We start from the raw sequence: 18719 nt of genomic DNA on the forward strand, positions 1-18719 counted from the left end.
TTCAGCTATCTTATAATTAGAGTGTTTGAAGGGTAATGATTCATTTTTATTTAGGAGGAATGTTAATGCTAACAAAACGTCAAAATCTTATGGAAACGATTAAAGGTGGAAACCCTGATCGGTTTGTCAACCAGTATGAAGCTTTTGTCTGTACAGACGCGATTTATGGAATGATCATGGCTGATCCCATTTCTATCCAGGGGGGATTTCCGATGCCAGGAGGAGAACCGGTAAAAAATGCCTGGGGTATTACATTTGCGTGGCCAGCAGGAACACCGGGTGCCTTTCCACTTCACGATGAAGAACACAAAGTACTTAAAGATATCACTAAATGGCGTGAAGTAGTTAAAATGCCAAAGACAGATTTTCCACCAGAAGCATGGGAACCGTTTATGCCAATGATTGATGCGATTGACAGAAATGAAGTATTTACAACCTGTTTTGTAGCACCAGGTGTATTTGAACAATGCCATCATTTAATGGGTATGGATGATTGTCTTTTGAATTTCTATGAAGAACCTGAAGAAATGCATGCACTGATTGATTATATTACTGAATATGAACTGAAATATGCTGCTGAACTGATTAAATATTATAAACCGGATTGTATTTTCCATCATGATGATTGGGGTTCTTCAATTAGTTCCTTCCTGTCACCAGACATGTTTAACGAGTTTATCGTTCCTGCATACAAAAAAATCTACGGATTCTATAAAGAAAATGGCGTTGAATTAATTGTTCATCATAGTGATTCCTATGGAGCTAATCTGGTTCCATCAATGATTGAGATGGGAATTGATATCTGGCAGGGATGTATTTCTAATAATAACGTTCCTGAACTGATTAAAGAATATGGCGGTAAAATTTCTTTCATGGGAGATATCGACAATTCACTAATTGACCGTGAGGACTGGACCCAGGAAAGCGTAGGCGCTGAAGTTCGAAAATCTGTTGAACGTTGTGGAAAACATTATTATATTCCATGCATTACTCAAGGTGGACCAGGTAGTGTTTATCCAGGAGTTTACGAAGCGATAACTGCTGAGTTAGAAAAAATTAATTCTGAAATGTAGTGATAATTAACCCTAAAGCTGGTAGTATAGGGCTCTTATGAGCCTTCCTACTAGCTTTTTTAATTAGATTGTATATCTTTCGGCAAAATTTACTTTTGCCTTATGGTATTTATCAGTATAATGGATACTATAATGAAAGTAGAATGGTTATACTGAAACAGAATAGAAATTTAATTTAACTGAGTATTTTGATTATACTATAAGGAAGAGTTTGTGCTCAGCTATGCGGTAGGTATGAATTGTCAGATGCTTATGAAGAATCTACCCGACAGCTGTTAATGGACAGAGCAGATAAAAATATGTATCTTGATAAGGTAAGAAAGAAACAGGGGAGGATTTAAAAGAAAAATATTTTTTAATATTTTAGCGTATTTAATGGAGAAATATTTCGTTTAACGAAAAACATACAGCATAGAGTTGATTTTTAATGGCAATATTTTTAGTTGTATCCGGTTTCTTGAAATGAATTCATATCTGTGATAATGCCGGAAAAATGCTTTTGAGGTTATTGACATTTAGTTAAGTACAGTGTATACTTTGTACATCAAATGTTCTTAAACGAAACTTTACAATTAAATAGCTGGTATGGATGAAGGATACGGGAGAGATTGTTTTTACAACACCGAAGGAATAAGCGGTTAACTAAGCCATAGTAATCGTGATGATCTCAGGTAAAGGGGACCGTAACCGGACATAACTCTGGAAAGCGTAGCACCGAAGGGGCAACCTCTATATAGGGAGAATCTCTCAGGTTAATAACAGAGCAGAAGGCTTTAGCTTTCTGCTTTTTTTGTTGCAAAATTTAATTGCACTTAACGAACGGTCTTTATTGTAACTAAAGAGCAGAGATGTATAGTAAGATTGATAAGGTACGTTTGTGGCGAAACTAATTTTAAAATATTAAATTCAGGAGGAATTAAAAATGAAAATTGTTGAAGGTTTAAAATATTCAAGTGATCATGAGTGGGTAAAAGTAGAAGGTGAAAAAGCCTATATTGGTATTACAGATTTTGCACAACATTCTCTAGGTGATATCGTATTTGTTGAACTTCCGGAAGTTGGCGATGAAATTGAAAAAGAAGGCGTTTTTGGAACAGTAGAATCTGTTAAAGCAGCATCTGATGTGTTTCTACCTGTTTCTGGTAAAGTAGTAGAAGTTAATGAAGCTTTGGTTGATGAGCCAGAACTTGTAAATGCAGATGCATTTGAAAATTGGATGGTTTGCGTTGAGCTGACAAATCCTGAAGAACTTGATGAATTAATGGACGCTGCAGATTACGAAAAAATCTGTGTCGAATAAGTCTTTATAATAGGAGGAAGATTGGATGCAGGAATTAAAACGTACCATATTTTATGATTGTCATGTCAAAGCTGGAGCTACATTAGTTGATTTTGGTGGTTGGGAAATGCCTATCAACTATCCAGCCGGAATTGTTGATGAACATATTTATACTCGAACAAAATGTGGGATTTTTGACGTTTCACATATGGGTAGATTTATTGTTTCCGGAAAACAGGCCACCGAGTTTTTACAACATGTATTAACTAATAATGTTCTGGCTTTGGATCTTTTACAATCTCAATATACAATGATTCAAAATGAAAACGGCGGAGCTTATGACGATGCTTACCTTTACCGTTTTTATGAAGATGAATATTTGCTTGTAGTTAACGCTGCTAACATCGAAAAAGACTGGAATCACCTACAGGAAGAAATCAAGGCTTTTGATGCAAAAATGGTTGATCGTTCCAGTGAAATTGGAATGATTTCTGTTCAGGGACCGGAATCAAAAAATATCATTCAGGCACTGACTGGAGAGCGTTTTTTAACAGAACCATTAAAAAATGCTTTAGGAATTCTTACATATAAAGGTGAAGAATTAAAATTGGCGCGAACTGGTTATACAGGTGAACCATTAGGACTGGAACTGTTTACCGTAAAATCTCAGGCAGTTGAAATCTGGGAAAAATTACTTGAGCTGGGAGCAAAAGAAACAGGTCTTGGGGCTCGAGATACGCTTCGATTAGAAGCAGGTCTTCCTTTATATGGTCATGAATTGGGCCTTGATATTGATGGTAAGGAAATTCCGATTTTTTCTTGTCCGTTGGCAAAATTCGCAGTCAGCTTTTCTGATGTAAAAGGTGACTATATTGGTAAAGCAGCTCTGGAAAAACAATATATTGGCTTTAAAAAGATCATGGAACGGGATTTCTCTGATTTCTCAAATCTTGAAAGAATTGTCCGTCCAATCGCTTTAACAGGCAAAGGCGTTGCCCGAGCCGGCTGTAAAGTATTTAAAGATGGTAAAGAAGTTGGATATATTACCAGTGCAACTATGGTACCTTATCTGGTAGCCAAAGGATACGGTCTGGACAGCAAAATTACTGACGAAAAAGCAAGACGTTCAATTGGTCTGGCACTGGTTGACGGCGATGTTGAGTTTGACGATGAAGTAAAAGTAGAAATCCGTAACAAGATGGTAGATGCTGTTATTGCTCCTTACCACATGAAAGGTGATGCGCCACCATATGCGCGACCGATTATTTATGGCGTTGAAATTGAACTTGATTACAGCAGCAGTGATGATTATCATACAAAAGCACTCAATCTCCTCGAAAGAAGTTATGAAAATACCATTCACAGACAACACGAAACTATTAACCTGATTCCTTCAGAGATGTCAATTTCTGCAGCAAGCCGAATATTATCAATAATGGATCCTGCAATGCGATATGCTGAACACAAGAAAACAAAATCTTTCTATGATTTTGATGTATTCTATTATCAGGGAACTGCGTTTATTGATGAAATTGAACACTTACTGATGGAAGAACTGAAAAAATATTTCGGTTGTGCTGAAGTAGAAACCCGAGTTGTCAGCGGACAGATGGCAAACATGGCTGTGTTTAGCGCACTGATGGATTACAAAAATCGCGTTAATCGAAAAGTGGACCCATTGCGATTAGGCTATGTTATGAACAACCACATTATAAAAGGCGGACATTTAAGTGCACAGCCAATGGGTGCTTTACATGACTATATTGCTGTTGATCCTAAGACTGAGAAAAAGGCGGTTGTTAATTTCCCGGTTGAAAGAGACAATCAGTACAAGATTGATGTTCCTGAAACGAAAAAACTGATTGAACAATACAAACCGGAGCTAATTATCTTTGGTAAAAGTATGGTGCTTCATAAAGAACCTGTAGAAGCAATTCGAAAGTTTGTTGATGAACAGAATATTAAAACAACCATCATGTATGATATGGCACACGTTCTGGGTTTGATTGGTAAAAACTTCCAGGATCCATTTGCAGAAGGTGCTGATCTGGTTACCGGTTCTACACATAAAACTTTCTTTGGAACTCAAAGAGGGGTTATCGCCGGAAACTACAAAAAAGAAGATTACGATTATGCATTATGGGAAACGATTGAAACTCGTGCTTTTCCTGGTAGCGTAAGTAACCATCACCTGGGAACCATGTTAGGTTTGTTAATGGCAACTTATGAAATGAATAATTTCAGAGACGAATACCAGAAAAATGTTATTGATAATGCAAAATACTTTGCCAAATGTCTGGCTGACGAAGGTCTTGACGTTGCGGGCGATCCTGCAATTTCTTACACAGAAACACATCAGGTTGTTGTACGAGTCGGTTATGGAATTGGACCAGATGTTGCAAAACGTCTTGAAGAAAACAACCTGATCATTAATTACCAAGCAACTCCAGAAGAAGAAGGCTTTACCGCTTCAGGAGCGATTCGAATTGGAGTTAATGAGATGACACGCTTTGGATTTGGTTTTGACGAATTTAAACAAACAGCAAAATTAATGGCAGATGTTATTTTACGAAATAAAGATGTTAAAGATGACGTTGTCGAGCTGAAGCAGAACTTCAAAGATCTGAAATACTGTTTCACAGATGAAGATATCATGAAACAGTTAGATAAACTGAAGGCTACACTATAAGGAGGAGCAACAATGGCATCTTATATACCAAATACCAATGAACAAAAGAAAAAGATGTGTCAGGTGATTGGCGTTGATTCTGTCCAGGAACTTTTTGAGAATATTCCTGAGAAAGTCAGATTGGGCCGCGATTTGTTGTTGCCAGACGCTTTGTCTGAAATGGATCTGGTCTCACATATGCAAAAAATTTCGGCAAAAAGTGTTGACCTTGATGAGCTGACCTGTTTTTTAGGGGCTGGTGCTTATGATCACTATATTCCCAGTGCTGTGGGTAATTTGACTTCACGTCAGGAGTTTTATACAGCTTACACACCGTATCAGCCAGAAATCAGCCAGGGAACCCTGCAGGCGATTTTTGAATTTCAGACTATGATTTGCGAACTAACGGGGATGGATATTGCCAATGCATCAATGTATGACGGAGCTACAGCGCTGGCAGAAGCGGTATCTATGGCGTGTGAACAAAAAAGAAAAAAAGAAATTATTATGGCTACTTCAATCCATCCAGAAAGTAAAGAAGTTGTTAGAACATATGCAAAGTATAAAGGTATTACGGTGAAAGAAGTTGGATATCTAAACGGTCAGGTAGATGAAGCAGCCTTGTCGGAATTAATCAGTGATCAGACTGCAGCAGTACTAGTACAAAGTCCAAACTTTTTTGGAGTCATCGAAAATCTTGAGAAAATCGCTGAGATTGCCCATGATAAAAAGGCTCTGACAGTCGCAAGTGTAGATCCAATTTCGCTAACAGTTTTAAAATCACCAGGCGAACAAAACGTTGATATTGCTGTTGGTGAAGGTCAATCGCTGGGTAACCCCATTAGTTTTGGCGGACCAGGTTTTGGTTTCATGGCTACATCAAAATCATTAATGAGAAAATTACCTGGTCGAATTGTAGGACAGACGACCGATAAAGAAGGAAAAAGAGCATTTGTATTAACCCTGCAGACGCGTGAACAACACATTAGGAGAGAAAAAGCAACTTCAAATATTTGTTCAAATCAGGCACTGAATGCTTTAACGGCAACAATTTATATGACGATGCTTGGTAAAGAGGGACTTAAAGAAGTGGCAACTCTGAGCCTTAAGAAGGCCCATTATCTCTATGAACAACTGATTAAAACCGAAAAATTCAAACCAGTTTTCACTGCACCATTCTTTTGCGAATTTGCCGTCAGCGGTTGTAGTTCAATCGAAAAATTAAATGAAAAACTCTTGGATGATGGGATTATTGGTGGTTATAACTTAAGTGCGGATTTTTCAGAAGTTGAGAATGGCTGGCTTTTAGCAGTCACAGAAAAAAGAACCCGACAGGAAATAGATAGTCTGGTAAGTAAGGCGGTGAGCTATTGTGATTAAGCAGGAATCTTTAATATTTGAAAAAAGTATTCCGGGAAAAAGAACAACATTGTTCCCGAAATGTGATGTTCCGGAAATTGAAAACAGTGCTGTTATTCCAGATGAATTTTTAAGATCATCTGAACCTGCACTACCAGAAGTTAGTGAAATTGATGCGGTGCGCCATTTTACAGCTTTATCGATGATGAATCACGGTGTTGATTCTGGATTCTATCCATTGGGATCCTGCACCATGAAGTATAACCCAAAAGTAAATGAAGATGTTTCCAAATATTCTGGTTTTTCAAGAATGCATCCTTATCAGTGTGAAAAAACAGCTCAAGGATGTCTTGAAATTTTATATCAGACTGATAAAATGCTATCTGAAATTACAGGAATGGAACAGGTTACAATGCAGCCTGCGGCAGGTGCTCATGGTGAGATGACCGGTCTGATGATTATTAAAGCATATCATGAAAGTCGTGGCGAATCCAAACGTAATAAAATCGTTGTTCCTGACTCTTCTCACGGTACTAATCCGGCTTCAGCAGCAGTAGTTGGCTTTGATGTCATAGAAGTTAAATCAAACGAATTTGGCGGTGTTGATATAGAAGCATTGAAGGCTGTTATGAGCGACGAAATTGCCGGTTTGATGTTAACTAACCCCAGTACTTTAGGCCTCTTTGAAGATAATATTGTTGAAATTGCTGAAATTGTTCATGAAGCAGGTGGACTATTATACTACGATGGAGCTAATATGAATGCGATCATGGGTATTACCAGACCAGGTGATATGGGCTTTGACGTAGTTCATCTTAACCTGCATAAAACCTTTAGTACTCCTCATGGTGGTGGTGGTCCTGGCGCTGGTCCGGTAGGTGTTAAAAAAGATCTGGTTAAGTTTTTACCAAAACCGGTTATTGCCTGTGATGGTGATAAATATTATTTTGATTACGACAGACCGGATTCAATTGGACGAATTAAATCATTTTATGGTAATTTCTCAGTTGTGGTTAAAGCTTACGCCTACATCCGTTCTTTGGGTGCCGAAGGTCTAAGGGATGCTTCTGAAACGGCTGTTTTAAATGCAAACTATATCCGAGTTAAACTACAGGACGATTATGATTTACCATTTGGGAAAACTTGTATGCATGAAGTTGTCTTCTCGGCATCACGTCAGCATAAACAAGGTGTTGCAGCCCTTGATATTGCAAAAAGACTCATCGATTTTGGTTACCATCCACCAACAATTTATTTCCCATTAATTGTTAAAGAAGCGATGATGATTGAACCAACTGAAACAGAAAGTGTGGAGACCTTAGATGAATTTATCGCTGCAATGAAACAGATTGCTAAAGAAGCGAATAGTGATCCCGAAGCACTTCATGATGCGCCACATGATACGATTGTTTTGCGTTTAGATGAAGTAAAGGCGGTTAAACAGCCGATTTTAAGATTTACAAAAGAAGCTTAAACAAGAACAAAGAGGCTAACTGATACCTGATATTGAATAGAATTATGACAAAATCAGGTGCCTGATGGAGGTAATATGAACGTATTTGATATAATAGGTCCGATTATGGTCGGACCCTCCAGTTCTCATACAGCCGGAGCGGTTAGAATTGGCCGGATTGCCGGAGCAGTTTGCGGCAGACAACCGGTCAGTGTAAGAATAGAGCTTTTTGGATCTTTTGCCAAAACCTATCGGGGGCATGGTACGGACAAAGCTATTATTGCCGGACTTATGGGAATGTTGCCAGATGATGAGCGGATCAGAGAGAGCCTCAATATTTCTGAAGAAGTTAAAATGAAGTATGAATTCATTCAATCCAATAAAAAAGATATACACCCAAACACTGCATTAATAACGATGATTGATGAAGAGGGTAAAGAATCAGTTGTACAAGGTTCATCAGTTGGCGGTGGGAGAATTGTTGTCAATAGGATTAATGATATCAATGTAGAGTTTGATGGTGACTTTTATACCTTCCTGATCCCCCATTATGATTCGCCAGGGGTTATAGCCACTGTAACAAAACTATTAGCGGAACACGGTTTAAATATTGGGAAGATGAATATGTTTCGATCCCATCGCGGCGGTGAAGCGATGATGGTAATTGAAACAGATCAGCCTGCAGGGCAGGAAATGGCATCAGAAATCGAAAAAATGGAAAATGTCAGAAAAGCTGTTTTAATTGAGCCGATTTATTAGGAGAAAAAATGATTAGTTACGATTCAATCCAAAGTCTGATCGATACAGCAGCAAAAGAAGGACGAACAATTTCTGAAATAGTCCTGAAAGATCAGGCAGAGCAAATGGAAATTTCGGAAGCTGAACTGCTTAAAAAAATGTATTGTAACCTTGAGGTTATGAAGGAAGCAGTTAAAACCGGGCTGACATCCACTAATCAGTCAGTCAGCGGACTTAGTGGTGGAGATGCTAATAAAATGAAAAAGGCGATCCAGTCGGGTCGTTCAATCAGCGGAGATTTGTTGGGGGAAGTGATCGCAAAAGCACTGGCGGTTTCGGAAGTCAATGCCTGTATGGGACGAATCGTAGCATCTCCAACGGCTGGTTCATGTGGAATTATTCCCGGACTGTTATTGACATTAAAAGAAGCTGGTGATTTGAGTGATGAGAAACTTGTAATGAGTCTTTTAACTTCAGCCGGTTTTGGCATGGTGATTGCGAAAAATGCCGGAATTTCAGGTGCCGAAGGTGGTTGTCAGGCGGAGTGCGGCAGCGCATCAGCGATGGCAGCTGCAGCAGCGGTAGAACTCTATGGTGGTACACCACATATGTGTGGAAATGCGGTAGCTTTTGCCTTGAAAAGTGTTCTTGGACTTGTATGTGATCCGGTTGCTGGATTGGTCGAAGTACCTTGTGTGAAACGAAATGCTAGTGGTGCTGCAAATGCGCTAGTCGCCGCTGAAATGGCTTTGGCAGGAATTGAAAGTAAAATTCCTGTGGATGAGGTGATTGGAGCCATGAAAGCGGTTGGCGATGTACTGCCTCCAAGCTTAAAAGAAACGGCCGAAGGTGGGCTGGCAGACACGCCTACTGGTAAAAAACTTGCCGAGGAAATATTAAATCAATAAATTAGCAAGGTGTCAATGTAAACAACACGTTACTTTGAGAAGACTTTTAGAAAGTACATAATAACAGATAACAAGAGGCTGATATGAATTTTTCATATCAGCCTCTTGTTTAATTTAAAGCTTACTTACTGTGATATTAAAGTTAGAAAGATATTTTTTTGTTACCGTGTAGACTATTTTTTGTAACCATAAATTATGATATTGATCATTCTTGAGCAAAAAACAAATTTATTAACTTTAATTAAATAAATAAGAAAGGTAACTAATTAAAATGAAAGTTTATAATTTTTAAAGAAAAGATCTTTTGTTTGGAGGTAATAAGATGTTTATTGTAGGGTGTTTTGCTAAAAAATCCAAATTATACAGATAAATTGCTATCTGTAATTAACAATTTATTGTATAATAAATAACAAAGAATTGTAGTGTTTTAGAATTTAAAAGTGAACAGGAGTAAGTATGGAAAAACATGATAATGAGATGAAAGCACGAATCTATAAGGCAGCCAAACAATTATTTTACGATATAGGTTACAAGAAAACAACTTATAAAATGATAGGCGAAACAGTAAATGGTAACAGTGCACTGATTGCCTATTATTTTGGAACAAAGGGGCGTCTGGCAGTACTTGTTTACAACGAATATATGAATGGAGTTAAACAGCTTGTAAAAGACTGTTTTGAAGCAAATAAACTTGAGTATGATGTCTTAAAAGCAACTGCATTGGAGATTAGAGTTCATGGTAATTTGATGCGTGAAAATCGCGATTTAAGCAGATTTTATGCGGAAATTATGAATGAGAATATTTTAGTTAAAGAGGATGCTGTTAATAATGTTTATTTTAAAGAGATGGCTGAATGTTGTAATCTCGAAATTCCCGAATATAAGTTGAATTTTTTAAACTTTGGCGAATTTGGTTTTCGCCAGGGAGTATGCAGTGCGCATGAAGTTGGGAAAATCGATTGCTCTTACAAAGAATTTACAGAGGCATCGATTGAGATACTGCTCCTATTACTCCGACAAGTGGATCGAATTGACGAAATAATTAAATTTTCAAAAGAATTTGAAGAAAATTTACCAAAAATCGCAGTCAAAAAGGATTTCGAGCTGGTGATTTTATAGAAAATAGATAAAGATACAAAACTGCCCGCTTTAAGCAGGCAGTTCACAATTAAAAGTGAATAATTTAGTAGAGTTGCAGTTTTAAAGGTGTGCTGCAATTTTAAATGCTCCATTGACTGCTTCGGCAATGGTTCCAACTTCAACTGCATCTCCTACAACAAATACTTCAGTAGCCGGGGCGCTGTAACGCAGTGTATCGACTTCGTTAATTCGAGGTGTCATGCCGACTGCCATTAAAACAGTTTGGGCAGGAAGTACCTTTGTTTCTCCCGCTATTAAATCTTCATATTCAATACTTGCATCATCAATACTGATGAGTTTAGCTGAATTGAGAATTGGAATTTTTAAATCAGCAACTTTTTCAAGAAGATCTTGCATGGTACCACTGGAAGTCATAAATAGATCAGATAAATCTTTAGCCATTTCAATTACAGTAACATCTTTCCCTTTTTGTGCCAGTTCAATTGCTGTTTCGATCCCAATGGCACCGCCACCGACAATTACCGTTTTTTCGCCAATTTCGACTTCGCCCATTTCGCCTCTAGGTGCCCAATAGACATGTTTTTTATCTATGCCTGGAATGTCTGGCATTAATGGATCAGCGCCAACTGCAATGATTAATGCATCATAATTTTGTTTATCCAGTAATTCGCTGGTTGCAGGTGTGTTGAGTAAAACTGTGGCATTTGATTTTTCTATTTGTTTAAGCAAATAAGCCTGATAGTCGCGCATATCTATCTTAAAGGCTGGGGATGCGGCCGTAATGAGATTTCCGCCTAGTTCATTTTCCTTTTCATAAAGAGTGACATCATGCCCTCTTTCACAAAGAGTCAGAACAGCTTGCATGCCAGCCGGTCCGCTTCCGATAACACCAACTTTTTTCTTAAAAGGTGCTGCAGGGATTTTACCATAGGGGAATTCATCAATATTGGCGCAAAGTGGGTTTACAGCACAACCGATGACTCGTGGCATGATCAGTCGCTTACCGCAATGTTGACAACGTATACATGGACGGTGATCTTCTTCTCGGCCTTGGGCAAATTTTTTAGGCATTTCTGGATCAGCGATTAAAGGTCTGCACATTGCAACAAAGTCGGCTTTTCCGTCAGCAATAATTTGTTCAGCATCTTTGATGTTCATGATTGAACCAACAGTTGCGACCAACAGATCAGGAAATCTTTTTTTGATGTCTTCGGCATAATGGACATTATACATCCGATCCATCATCGAATTTTGCCACCAATTTCTCATGTATTCAAACTCACCGTGAAGACCGGCTGAAACGTGGAGAATATCAATTTTATCTTTAATCAATTCAATAAATTCGATTGTCTCTTCAAAATGCATTCCATCGGGATGAATTTCGTCAGCTGATATCCTAAATTCAATCACAAAGTTTTCGCCAACTTTTTCACGAACTGCATCTAGTACTTCAATACAAAAGCGGGCACGATTTTCCAGAGAACCGCCATATTCGTCTGAGCGTTTATTGTATAATTTGCTGGCGAACTGGGAAATCAGATTTCCGTGGCCACCATGGATCATACAGATTTTCATTCCTGCCTTTTGGCATCGATAGGCTGCCATGGCATATTTTTCGATTGTTTCCTTTATTTTTTCCTGACTCATCTCTTGAGTGGCAATAGGCTCTCGACCAGCGGCCATAGCTCGGCCCATTTCAGCTGGTGTGATAAAAGATGATGCAGAGAGAGCAGGACGACCAATTTTGCTTGGGTCTGAATCTTTTCCGCAATGATTGATTTCAAGGGAGGCGTGACAGCCAAAATTTTCACACATCTCAACAAATTGCGAAAGCGGCAGAATACAGCCGTCTGTCCCTAAGTCCAGTTGACGTTCCTCATCACTGGATTCGACACGGTCGATGACTGAGTTGCCGACATGTATGATGGCTGTACCGCCAGCAGCAATAGGCTTGAACCAATCAATAAATTCCTGCGAAACTCTTCCGTCTCGATCAGCACGATTGGGCGAAGGAGGAGCCATTTCAATACGATTTTTAAAATCGATACCGCGAATTCGAATGGGTTTAAAAACATGAGAGTATAGATTCATGACAATAATCCTTTCGTTAAACATATTTAAATTACGAAATCAGTATAACATGATTAAAGTTATTTGCAAGCAAAAAAATATATAAAATTATAAGAAAGAAAATATAAAATATTTTAAATAATTCTTTTAAATGCTATATATAAGCTGTTTTTCAGAACTACAAGAGATTTTATTTATTGAAAAATTAGTTATATAAAAAAGTTATAGCGCTCAAGTACAATTAAAAATAAAGTGTAGATAAATATAAAAATTTAATGTTTAAATATCTGGGGAGCTGCTTTAAATACTTGACGCTAAGTTTGAACTTTAATAGAAAATTTTATTTCCTCATTGCTATAAATTTTGCCATAGGTGAAGAAATCAGCAAAGAATTTTGTTATAATTAAAACTGATAAGTTTTAGATAACAAGAATAAAGTTTATTGCAGAGAAATTAAAATATATATGACAGGAAAAGAAAATGATAAGAAATGGAACACTTAATGATTTGAATAGAATTATGGAAATTTATGAGAGTGCCAGGGATTTAATGAAAACTTCCGGTAATCCAAATCAATGGACTAATGGTTACCCTGAGGAATGGCGTGTAAGAGAAGATATAGACAAGAAAACAAATTATGTTTGCGAGTCGAATGGCTCTGTTGAAGCTGTATTTGTTTTTTTGCGGGAGGGTGATCCTGATTATTTGAGAATTAACCATGGTGAATGGTTGAATTCTGAGCCTTATGCCGCTATACATCGAGTAGCTAGTGCTGAAACGGGTAAAGGTATGACTAAAGAGATTTTTGAATGGTGTTTTAGTCAGTGTCCTAATCTTAAAATTGATACGCATAGAGATAATAAAATTATGCAGCACGTTTTGGTCAAAAATGGTTTTAAACAATGTGGTATAGTTTATCTTAGAGAAGCTGGTGAGAGAGTAGCCTTTCAAAAGGTTAAATAATCATTTATATTAACGGTTACAAGTGATGTAACAGATGAATTGGAATATGTGAGATTTCAAAAGAACTAATATATATAAGGGAGAAATGGATTGAATAAAATAAGCGTATTAAAGTTTAATCGGTTAAAAATGATTCGGCAGGTTTTACTGGCAAGTTTTTTGGTTGTGCTCGTAGTAACAGGGACAGGATGTTCTGATTTATTCAAAATGATAGTTAATCGAAATAGTCAGTTGTTGCAACCGGAGATTACAACTGTAACCAACGAAGATGGATCTTCAGAAGTGACGATTGTAAACCCTAATCAGGAAGGCACGATTTATTATACATTGGATGGCGTAGAGCCACTGACAAACTCCAAAGTTTACGAGGGGCCTTTTATGATTAAGCAGACAACGACTTTAAAAACAAGGGTAATTTTAGAAAATAAAATGTCAGCGATTACGACTCAGCAGTTTACCATAACTCAAAATACCAGTAGTTTAGAAAATAGTACAAATATGAATGCAATGCAAAATGAAACCTCATCTGAAAGTGACCAAACAGTAATGATAGAAAATCTTGGTGTAGATGTGAATACCCTATTTGATGTAACGGCCACTTCTTCACTCAGTCCTATGAGTGGCTATTACTACACTCCGTGGAATTTACTTGACTATGATTGGTCAACTGCTTGGGTTGAGGGCGTTTCCGGTAATGGAATTGGAGAAAGTGTATCATTTACTTACATGGGTACAGAAATGTCACAGATTGTTGGCGTTGAGATCGTTAACGGTTATGCAAAGTCGGATAAATCTTTTTATGAGAATGGTTGTGTGACACAGCTTGGAATGTATGTTAATGGGACATATGTCCAAACACTTTATCTTTCTTCAACGCCAACAGCACAGTATTATGATTTTTACTTTGTTGTTGCTAGTGGTGATGTTATTACATTTATGATAGAGAGTGTTTCTGAGGGGCCAAACGATGGCGAATATGATACGGCTATAAGTGAAATCACCTTTTTCTAATTGCCTGAGATTATAAGCTGTATGATGAGTTTCTTAAGATAGAGTCCATTCATTAAAAGGATTGATTTACCTGCACTTGATCAGAAAAACATAAACGCTTTGCATTCAGGATATCAGCCGCCCCAGAGATAGTGGTACCGAAAAAGAAAACTTCTTTATCAAGATCAAGATAGTTGATGATTGAGCCATTACATAAACTGCTGCCGGTGCATAGAATTAAGTCAGCCCAGGTTATTGCATCGTCCATATGCAATATTCCATCTTCAATCGTTAGTCCGTAGCGCTCAGCTCCTACATTAACCGGATTTAGATCTAAAACGCGCAAGGGAAAATAAGTACTCAGCTTTTCAATCATGGCGGGCTGGTAGCCGACCAGAAGAATTCTATTTTTGTCATAGTGTGCTTTTAGATAATCAAAGATGCGTTTAGAACATAATTCTGGTCCTTCATTTCGACAGTGAATCACATTATTACAGAGCCTCAGTTCATTTTTTAAGGCATTATAGCTAGCAATAAATATTGAGCGATTATAGGCATTGTTGTCGGTAATAGGTAATTCTGAAATTTCTTTTAGATTTCCGTTATAACAGCTAGTTGCATCGGAAAAAGCCTGACCATATGAATTTCTGAATTTTGCCTGAATCATTACCTCGGATCCGTTTAAAATGGGGAAATCTTTTCGTTTTGTGATGCCTATGGCTTCTTCCGGAGTTAACGATTTTGTTGTAATCGCAATCGTTTCATCACTGAAATGATAGGTCCTTATAATGGACTGAAAATCTCTTTGCAGGAATTCGAATAGTTCATTTTTTTTCATTGTGTATCCTTTCGATTTCATATTGACGGTAAGTATGGGGAATAAGTACATCTGTTAGGATAGTATAACAAGAAAGTAGCGTTTGTGACAAGTTAATTGGAAGCTGTTATAAAATTAAAATGTTTTTAAATGATTTTAACATCTGTCTGCTTGTTGCTTATAAAGTGCCTATTTATAATAAAAAGGGCGGATTATGCGTGAAAAAGTTTCTGATTACAGAAGGTGCTCTTATTAATCTGCAAATTTATTAAGTAGTGGAGGCGGTTCAGTGGTTAAACTGAGTAAAGAAGAAAAGTCATGGATTATGGTAGATTGTGGGAATTCGGCTTATTCCATGGCAGTTACGACTGCACTTTTACCGATTGTTTTTGGAATGTTTGAAAATGTAAGCAGTTCAATGGATTTGGGTTATTTCAATTCTATCGCCAGTATTATTGTGGCGGTTCTTAGTCCGGTACTTGGAACGATAGCAGATTATAAAGATCGAAAGATGCGCTTTTTCTTGTTTTTTACTATTCTTGGGGTATTGACAACAGCTTCACTTGCTTTTGTTTCGCCCATGAGTGGACAATGGCAACTACTGATTCTTTTTTTTGTTTTATCGGCGATTGGTTTTGCCGGCTCCAATATTTTTTATGATGCTTTTTTGGTTGATGTATCGGAAAATGACCGGATGGATAGGGTTTCGTCAATGGGTTTTGCATATGGCTATATTGCCAGTGTTATTCCCTTTGGAATTAGTCTATTGCTAATTTTTCTGTTAGGAATGGATCAGGTGATTGGATATCAAATTGGTTTTCTGATTACCGCTCTTTGGTGGGGTCTTTTTACCCTCCCGATGATCCGTCATGTTAAACAACGCCATTTTATTGAGCCGGAACCCCGACCAGTGATTAATAGTTTTAGACGATTGTCAGAAACATTTAAAAATATTCGAAATCACAAAATAGTGTTTATTTTTCTGATGTCTTATTTTTTCTACATTGATGGGGTTTCAACAATTATTAAAATGGTTGTTCCCTATGCAACGGAAATTTTAGGTGGAGATTCACTTAATACATTTACCTTGCTTGGGATATTGCTGGTAATTCAAATTATCGCTTTTCCTTGTGCAATTCTTTATGGTCGACTGGCCAGTCGCTACTCAACTGGAATAATGATAATTATTGGGATCATAACCTATATAATTACATGTATTGCGGCAATTTTTATAACATCAGTTTGGCAGGTTTTTATTCTTGGTGCAATGATCGGTTCAGCTCAAGGGGGGATTCAATCCTTAAGTCGTTCTTATTATGCGAAAATTATCCCCAAAGAAAAATCGAATGAATTTTTTGGCTTTTATAATATTTTTGGAAAATTCTCAGCAATTATTGGTCCAGCTGTTATGGCAATGACGACGACTTTAACTGGAAATGCACGTTTAAGTATTCTTGGAATTATTCCATTATTTATTGTTGGCTTGCTGATTTTTATATTTCTTTTTCTAAAGAAAGAGATAGTTTACAATTAACGAAGTGAAGAGGGGAAAATGAATAGAGAATTAGTAAAGCATTTAATTGTAGTGTCATATGATGCTTTTTCAGAAGATAATTGGGAGTCGGCCACTAAACTGCCAAATCTCAAAAAACTGATTGAAAATGGAAGCTGGACCAGGCAACTGAAAAGTGTCTATCCAACTCTGACCTATGTTGTGCACACGACGATGGTAACGGGTGTTTATCCTGAAAAACATGGCATATATCATAATAACCCGGTTCAACCTTTTATAAAAGAAAAAAACCAGGAGTGGTTCTGGTATCGAAATCAGATAAAGTCTGAAACAATTTATGATCTGGTTAGAAGTTCGGGACTTAAATCAGGAGGACTCTTATGGCCGGTAACCGGAAAAGCCGCAATTGATTATAATATTCCTGAAATCAGAGCGATTAATAGGGAAAATCAGGTGCTTAAAATTTTGAGAAATGGCAGTCCTCTTTACTGTATAAGTATGGAGAAAAAATTCGGGCATATTAGAAAAGGAATAGAGGAACCTTTTCTGGATGATTATACAACAAAATGTGCTATAGACACAATTATTAAAAAACGGCCTAATCTTTTGTTGACACATTTAATCGATTTGGATGATGCCAAACATCAGTATGGTGTTAACAGTTCTGAAGTTGAAAGGGCAATTGAACGTATGGACCAACGCATCGGCGGCCTGATGAAAGCGGTTGAATTGGCAGGAATTAAAGAACAGACGGTGTTTATAATTGTTGGTGATCATGGACAAAAGGATGTTAAGTACAAAATTAAATTAAATGCAATACTTGAAGAACAGGGCTTGATTTATAAAGAAAATGAAAAAATGGAATGGAAAGCCTACTTTCAAAGTGCAGGAGGGTCAGCCTATCTTTATTTGAAAGATAATAACCAGCTTATCATAAATCAGGTAAGAAAAATTTTAGATCAGGCGATCTATAAAGGGGAATATGGTATAGAAAAATATTTCGACCGTCAGGAAATGAGAAGATTAAACATTCTGTCGCCAGCCGAATTTATAATTGAAGCAAAAATAGGATATTCATTCGATGACAGTCTGGAGGGAGATATTATAACCGATCTTGAGGAGTCCGGCATAAGTTATGCAACACATGGCTATTCGCCAGAAAAACCAGACTATCGTTGCAATTTTATTGTGTCTGGTAACGGAATTAAGAAAAATCTAAATATTGAAGAAACAATGATGGTGGATCTGGCGCCGACGATGGCAAGAATTTTAGGACTGGAACTAAAAAATACTGATGGCCGAATATTGGATGAAATATTTGAAGTTTAAGGGTGTACAAAATAATTTTAGGAAATGAGTAAGAAGATGAGAGGATTCAGACAGTTATTACCAATGCTGCCCAATATAGTACTAACAGCACTGGTTTTTTTTCTGCTTCAGTCATGGGAACCAGGAACTGAAGCATTTGGGAAGCTGATTACAATTTATATTCCACTATATTGTATTTGCGGATCTTTGATATATGGTCTAAAAAACGGATTTCACTGGCTTTATCCAACAACGGTATTTTTAGTGTTTCTGCCGATTTTGTATTTAGTTATTGGAATACCTTCTGTAATTTTAGCCGTTATTTACGGATTATTAGCTTTGTTTGGAATTTTTGTGGGAGCGAGATTTGTAAAATGGCGAAATAAATAATGGGTTTAGAGACTTAATATAAATAATAAATATGCTGATATTACAAACATTAGTGATGGAAATTGGTTTTTACCAGTTTATTATTTTAA

General features: G+C 37.2%; 15 protein-coding genes and 1 riboswitch. Of the genes, 13 read left to right on the top strand and 2 right to left on the bottom strand.

What is annotated here, in order from left to right; all coding sequences use genetic code 11:
- The first annotated feature begins 65 nt into the window (after positions 1–65).
- The 8 genes from Q5O24_05590 to Q5O24_05625 all read left to right on the top strand — a co-directional run bounded on the left by Q5O24_05590 (position 66) and on the right by Q5O24_05625 (position 10597).
- Complete coding sequence (locus tag Q5O24_05590; protein WKY48791.1) at positions 66–1073, top strand: uroporphyrinogen decarboxylase family protein; 1008 nt, start codon at positions 66–68, stop codon at positions 1071–1073.
- A 589-nt stretch (positions 1074–1662) separates the two neighbouring features.
- A riboswitch (glycine riboswitch) is annotated at positions 1663–1767 on the top strand.
- Positions 1768–1995: 228 nt separating this feature from the next.
- On the top strand, positions 1996–2373 hold the full coding sequence (gene gcvH, locus Q5O24_05595; protein ID WKY48792.1) for a glycine cleavage system protein GcvH: 378 nt from the start codon (positions 1996–1998) through the stop codon (positions 2371–2373).
- Positions 2374–2398: 25 nt separating this feature from the next.
- Positions 2399–5041 (top strand): glycine cleavage system aminomethyltransferase GcvT, encoded by a 2643-nt coding sequence (gene gcvT, locus Q5O24_05600; GenBank protein ID WKY48793.1) that lies wholly within the window; start codon positions 2399–2401, stop codon positions 5039–5041.
- A 12-nt stretch (positions 5042–5053) separates the two neighbouring features.
- Positions 5054–6400 (top strand): aminomethyl-transferring glycine dehydrogenase subunit GcvPA, encoded by a 1347-nt coding sequence (gcvPA, locus tag Q5O24_05605; GenBank protein WKY48794.1) that lies wholly within the window; start codon positions 5054–5056, stop codon positions 6398–6400.
- Positions 6396–7853, top strand: coding sequence for an aminomethyl-transferring glycine dehydrogenase subunit GcvPB (gcvPB, locus tag Q5O24_05610; GenBank protein ID WKY49215.1), 1458 nt, complete (start codon positions 6396–6398; stop codon positions 7851–7853). The genes gcvPA and gcvPB overlap by 5 nt, the downstream gene beginning before the upstream one ends.
- Before the next feature lie 75 nt (positions 7854–7928).
- The gene (sdaAB, locus tag Q5O24_05615; protein WKY48795.1) at positions 7929–8591 is read left to right on the top strand and encodes an L-serine ammonia-lyase, iron-sulfur-dependent subunit beta; all 663 of its coding nucleotides are present in this window, start codon (positions 7929–7931) and stop codon (positions 8589–8591) included.
- Between the two features lie 8 nt (positions 8592–8599).
- On the top strand, positions 8600–9478 hold the full coding sequence (gene sdaAA / locus Q5O24_05620; protein WKY48796.1) for an L-serine ammonia-lyase, iron-sulfur-dependent, subunit alpha: 879 nt from the start codon (positions 8600–8602) through the stop codon (positions 9476–9478).
- Between the two features lie 456 nt (positions 9479–9934).
- Positions 9935–10597, top strand: coding sequence for a TetR family transcriptional regulator (locus tag Q5O24_05625; protein WKY48797.1), 663 nt, complete (start codon positions 9935–9937; stop codon positions 10595–10597).
- Between the two features lie 81 nt (positions 10598–10678).
- Here Q5O24_05625 and Q5O24_05630 read toward each other — a convergent pair whose 3' ends face one another.
- A complete protein-coding gene (locus Q5O24_05630) occupies positions 10679–12670 on the bottom strand; it encodes an NAD(P)/FAD-dependent oxidoreductase (protein ID WKY48798.1) in 1992 nt (663 codons plus the stop codon).
- Between the two features lie 459 nt (positions 12671–13129).
- Between Q5O24_05630 and Q5O24_05635 the strand changes: the two genes are divergently transcribed.
- Positions 13130–13612: a GNAT family N-acetyltransferase gene (locus Q5O24_05635; protein WKY48799.1), complete on the top strand. Its 483-nt coding sequence runs from the start codon at positions 13130–13132 to the stop codon at positions 13610–13612.
- Between the two features lie 207 nt (positions 13613–13819).
- Positions 13820–14623: an FN3 associated domain-containing protein gene (locus tag Q5O24_05640; GenBank protein WKY48800.1), complete on the top strand. Its 804-nt coding sequence runs from the start codon at positions 13820–13822 to the stop codon at positions 14621–14623.
- 52 nt (positions 14624–14675) lie between these two features.
- Here the strand turns inward: Q5O24_05640 and Q5O24_05645 are convergent, their stop codons facing one another.
- Positions 14676–15440 (bottom strand): DUF364 domain-containing protein, encoded by a 765-nt coding sequence (locus tag Q5O24_05645; GenBank protein WKY48801.1) that lies wholly within the window; start codon positions 15438–15440, stop codon positions 14676–14678.
- A 304-nt stretch (positions 15441–15744) separates the two neighbouring features.
- Here Q5O24_05645 and Q5O24_05650 point away from each other — a divergent pair, with 304 nt between their 5' ends.
- From Q5O24_05650 to Q5O24_05660, 3 genes are read left to right on the top strand one after another with little or no spacing between them, the layout of a single operon-like run.
- Positions 15745–16953 carry an MFS transporter gene (locus Q5O24_05650; GenBank protein WKY49216.1) on the top strand — a complete coding sequence of 403 codons (1209 nt, stop codon included), beginning with the start codon at positions 15745–15747 and terminating at the stop codon, positions 16951–16953.
- Between the two features lie 18 nt (positions 16954–16971).
- Positions 16972–18261, top strand: coding sequence for an ectonucleotide pyrophosphatase/phosphodiesterase (locus Q5O24_05655; protein WKY48802.1), 1290 nt, complete (start codon positions 16972–16974; stop codon positions 18259–18261).
- A 24-nt stretch (positions 18262–18285) separates the two neighbouring features.
- On the top strand, positions 18286–18630 hold the full coding sequence (locus Q5O24_05660; protein ID WKY48803.1) for a hypothetical protein: 345 nt from the start codon (positions 18286–18288) through the stop codon (positions 18628–18630).
- Positions 18631–18719 lie beyond the last annotated feature (89 nt).

The organism is Eubacteriaceae bacterium ES3, assembly GCA_030586155.1.
Taxonomy (GTDB): domain Bacteria; phylum Bacillota; class Clostridia; order Eubacteriales; family Eubacteriaceae; genus Acetobacterium.

Coding starts and splice junctions, on each gene's coding strand:
- gcvH (WKY48792.1), top strand. CDS start 1,996: ATGAAAATTGTTGAAGGTTTAAAATATTCAAGTGATCATGAGTGGGTA.
- Q5O24_05650 (WKY49216.1), top strand. CDS start 15,745: ATGGTAGATTGTGGGAATTCGGCTTATTCCATGGCAGTTACGACTGCA.
- sdaAB (WKY48795.1), top strand. CDS start 7,929: ATGAACGTATTTGATATAATAGGTCCGATTATGGTCGGACCCTCCAGT.
- Q5O24_05630 (WKY48798.1), bottom strand. CDS start 12,670: ATGAATCTATACTCTCATGTTTTTAAACCCATTCGAATTCGCGGTATC.
- Q5O24_05625 (WKY48797.1), top strand. CDS start 9,935: ATGGAAAAACATGATAATGAGATGAAAGCACGAATCTATAAGGCAGCC.
- sdaAA (WKY48796.1), top strand. CDS start 8,600: ATGATTAGTTACGATTCAATCCAAAGTCTGATCGATACAGCAGCAAAA.
- Q5O24_05635 (WKY48799.1), top strand. CDS start 13,130: ATGATAAGAAATGGAACACTTAATGATTTGAATAGAATTATGGAAATT.
- Q5O24_05660 (WKY48803.1), top strand. CDS start 18,286: ATGAGTAAGAAGATGAGAGGATTCAGACAGTTATTACCAATGCTGCCC.
- Q5O24_05640 (WKY48800.1), top strand. CDS start 13,820: ATGATAGTTAATCGAAATAGTCAGTTGTTGCAACCGGAGATTACAACT.
- Q5O24_05655 (WKY48802.1), top strand. CDS start 16,972: ATGAATAGAGAATTAGTAAAGCATTTAATTGTAGTGTCATATGATGCT.
- Q5O24_05590 (WKY48791.1), top strand. CDS start 66: ATGCTAACAAAACGTCAAAATCTTATGGAAACGATTAAAGGTGGAAAC.
- gcvT (WKY48793.1), top strand. CDS start 2,399: ATGCAGGAATTAAAACGTACCATATTTTATGATTGTCATGTCAAAGCT.
- Q5O24_05645 (WKY48801.1), bottom strand. CDS start 15,440: ATGAAAAAAAATGAACTATTCGAATTCCTGCAAAGAGATTTTCAGTCC.
- gcvPA (WKY48794.1), top strand. CDS start 5,054: ATGGCATCTTATATACCAAATACCAATGAACAAAAGAAAAAGATGTGT.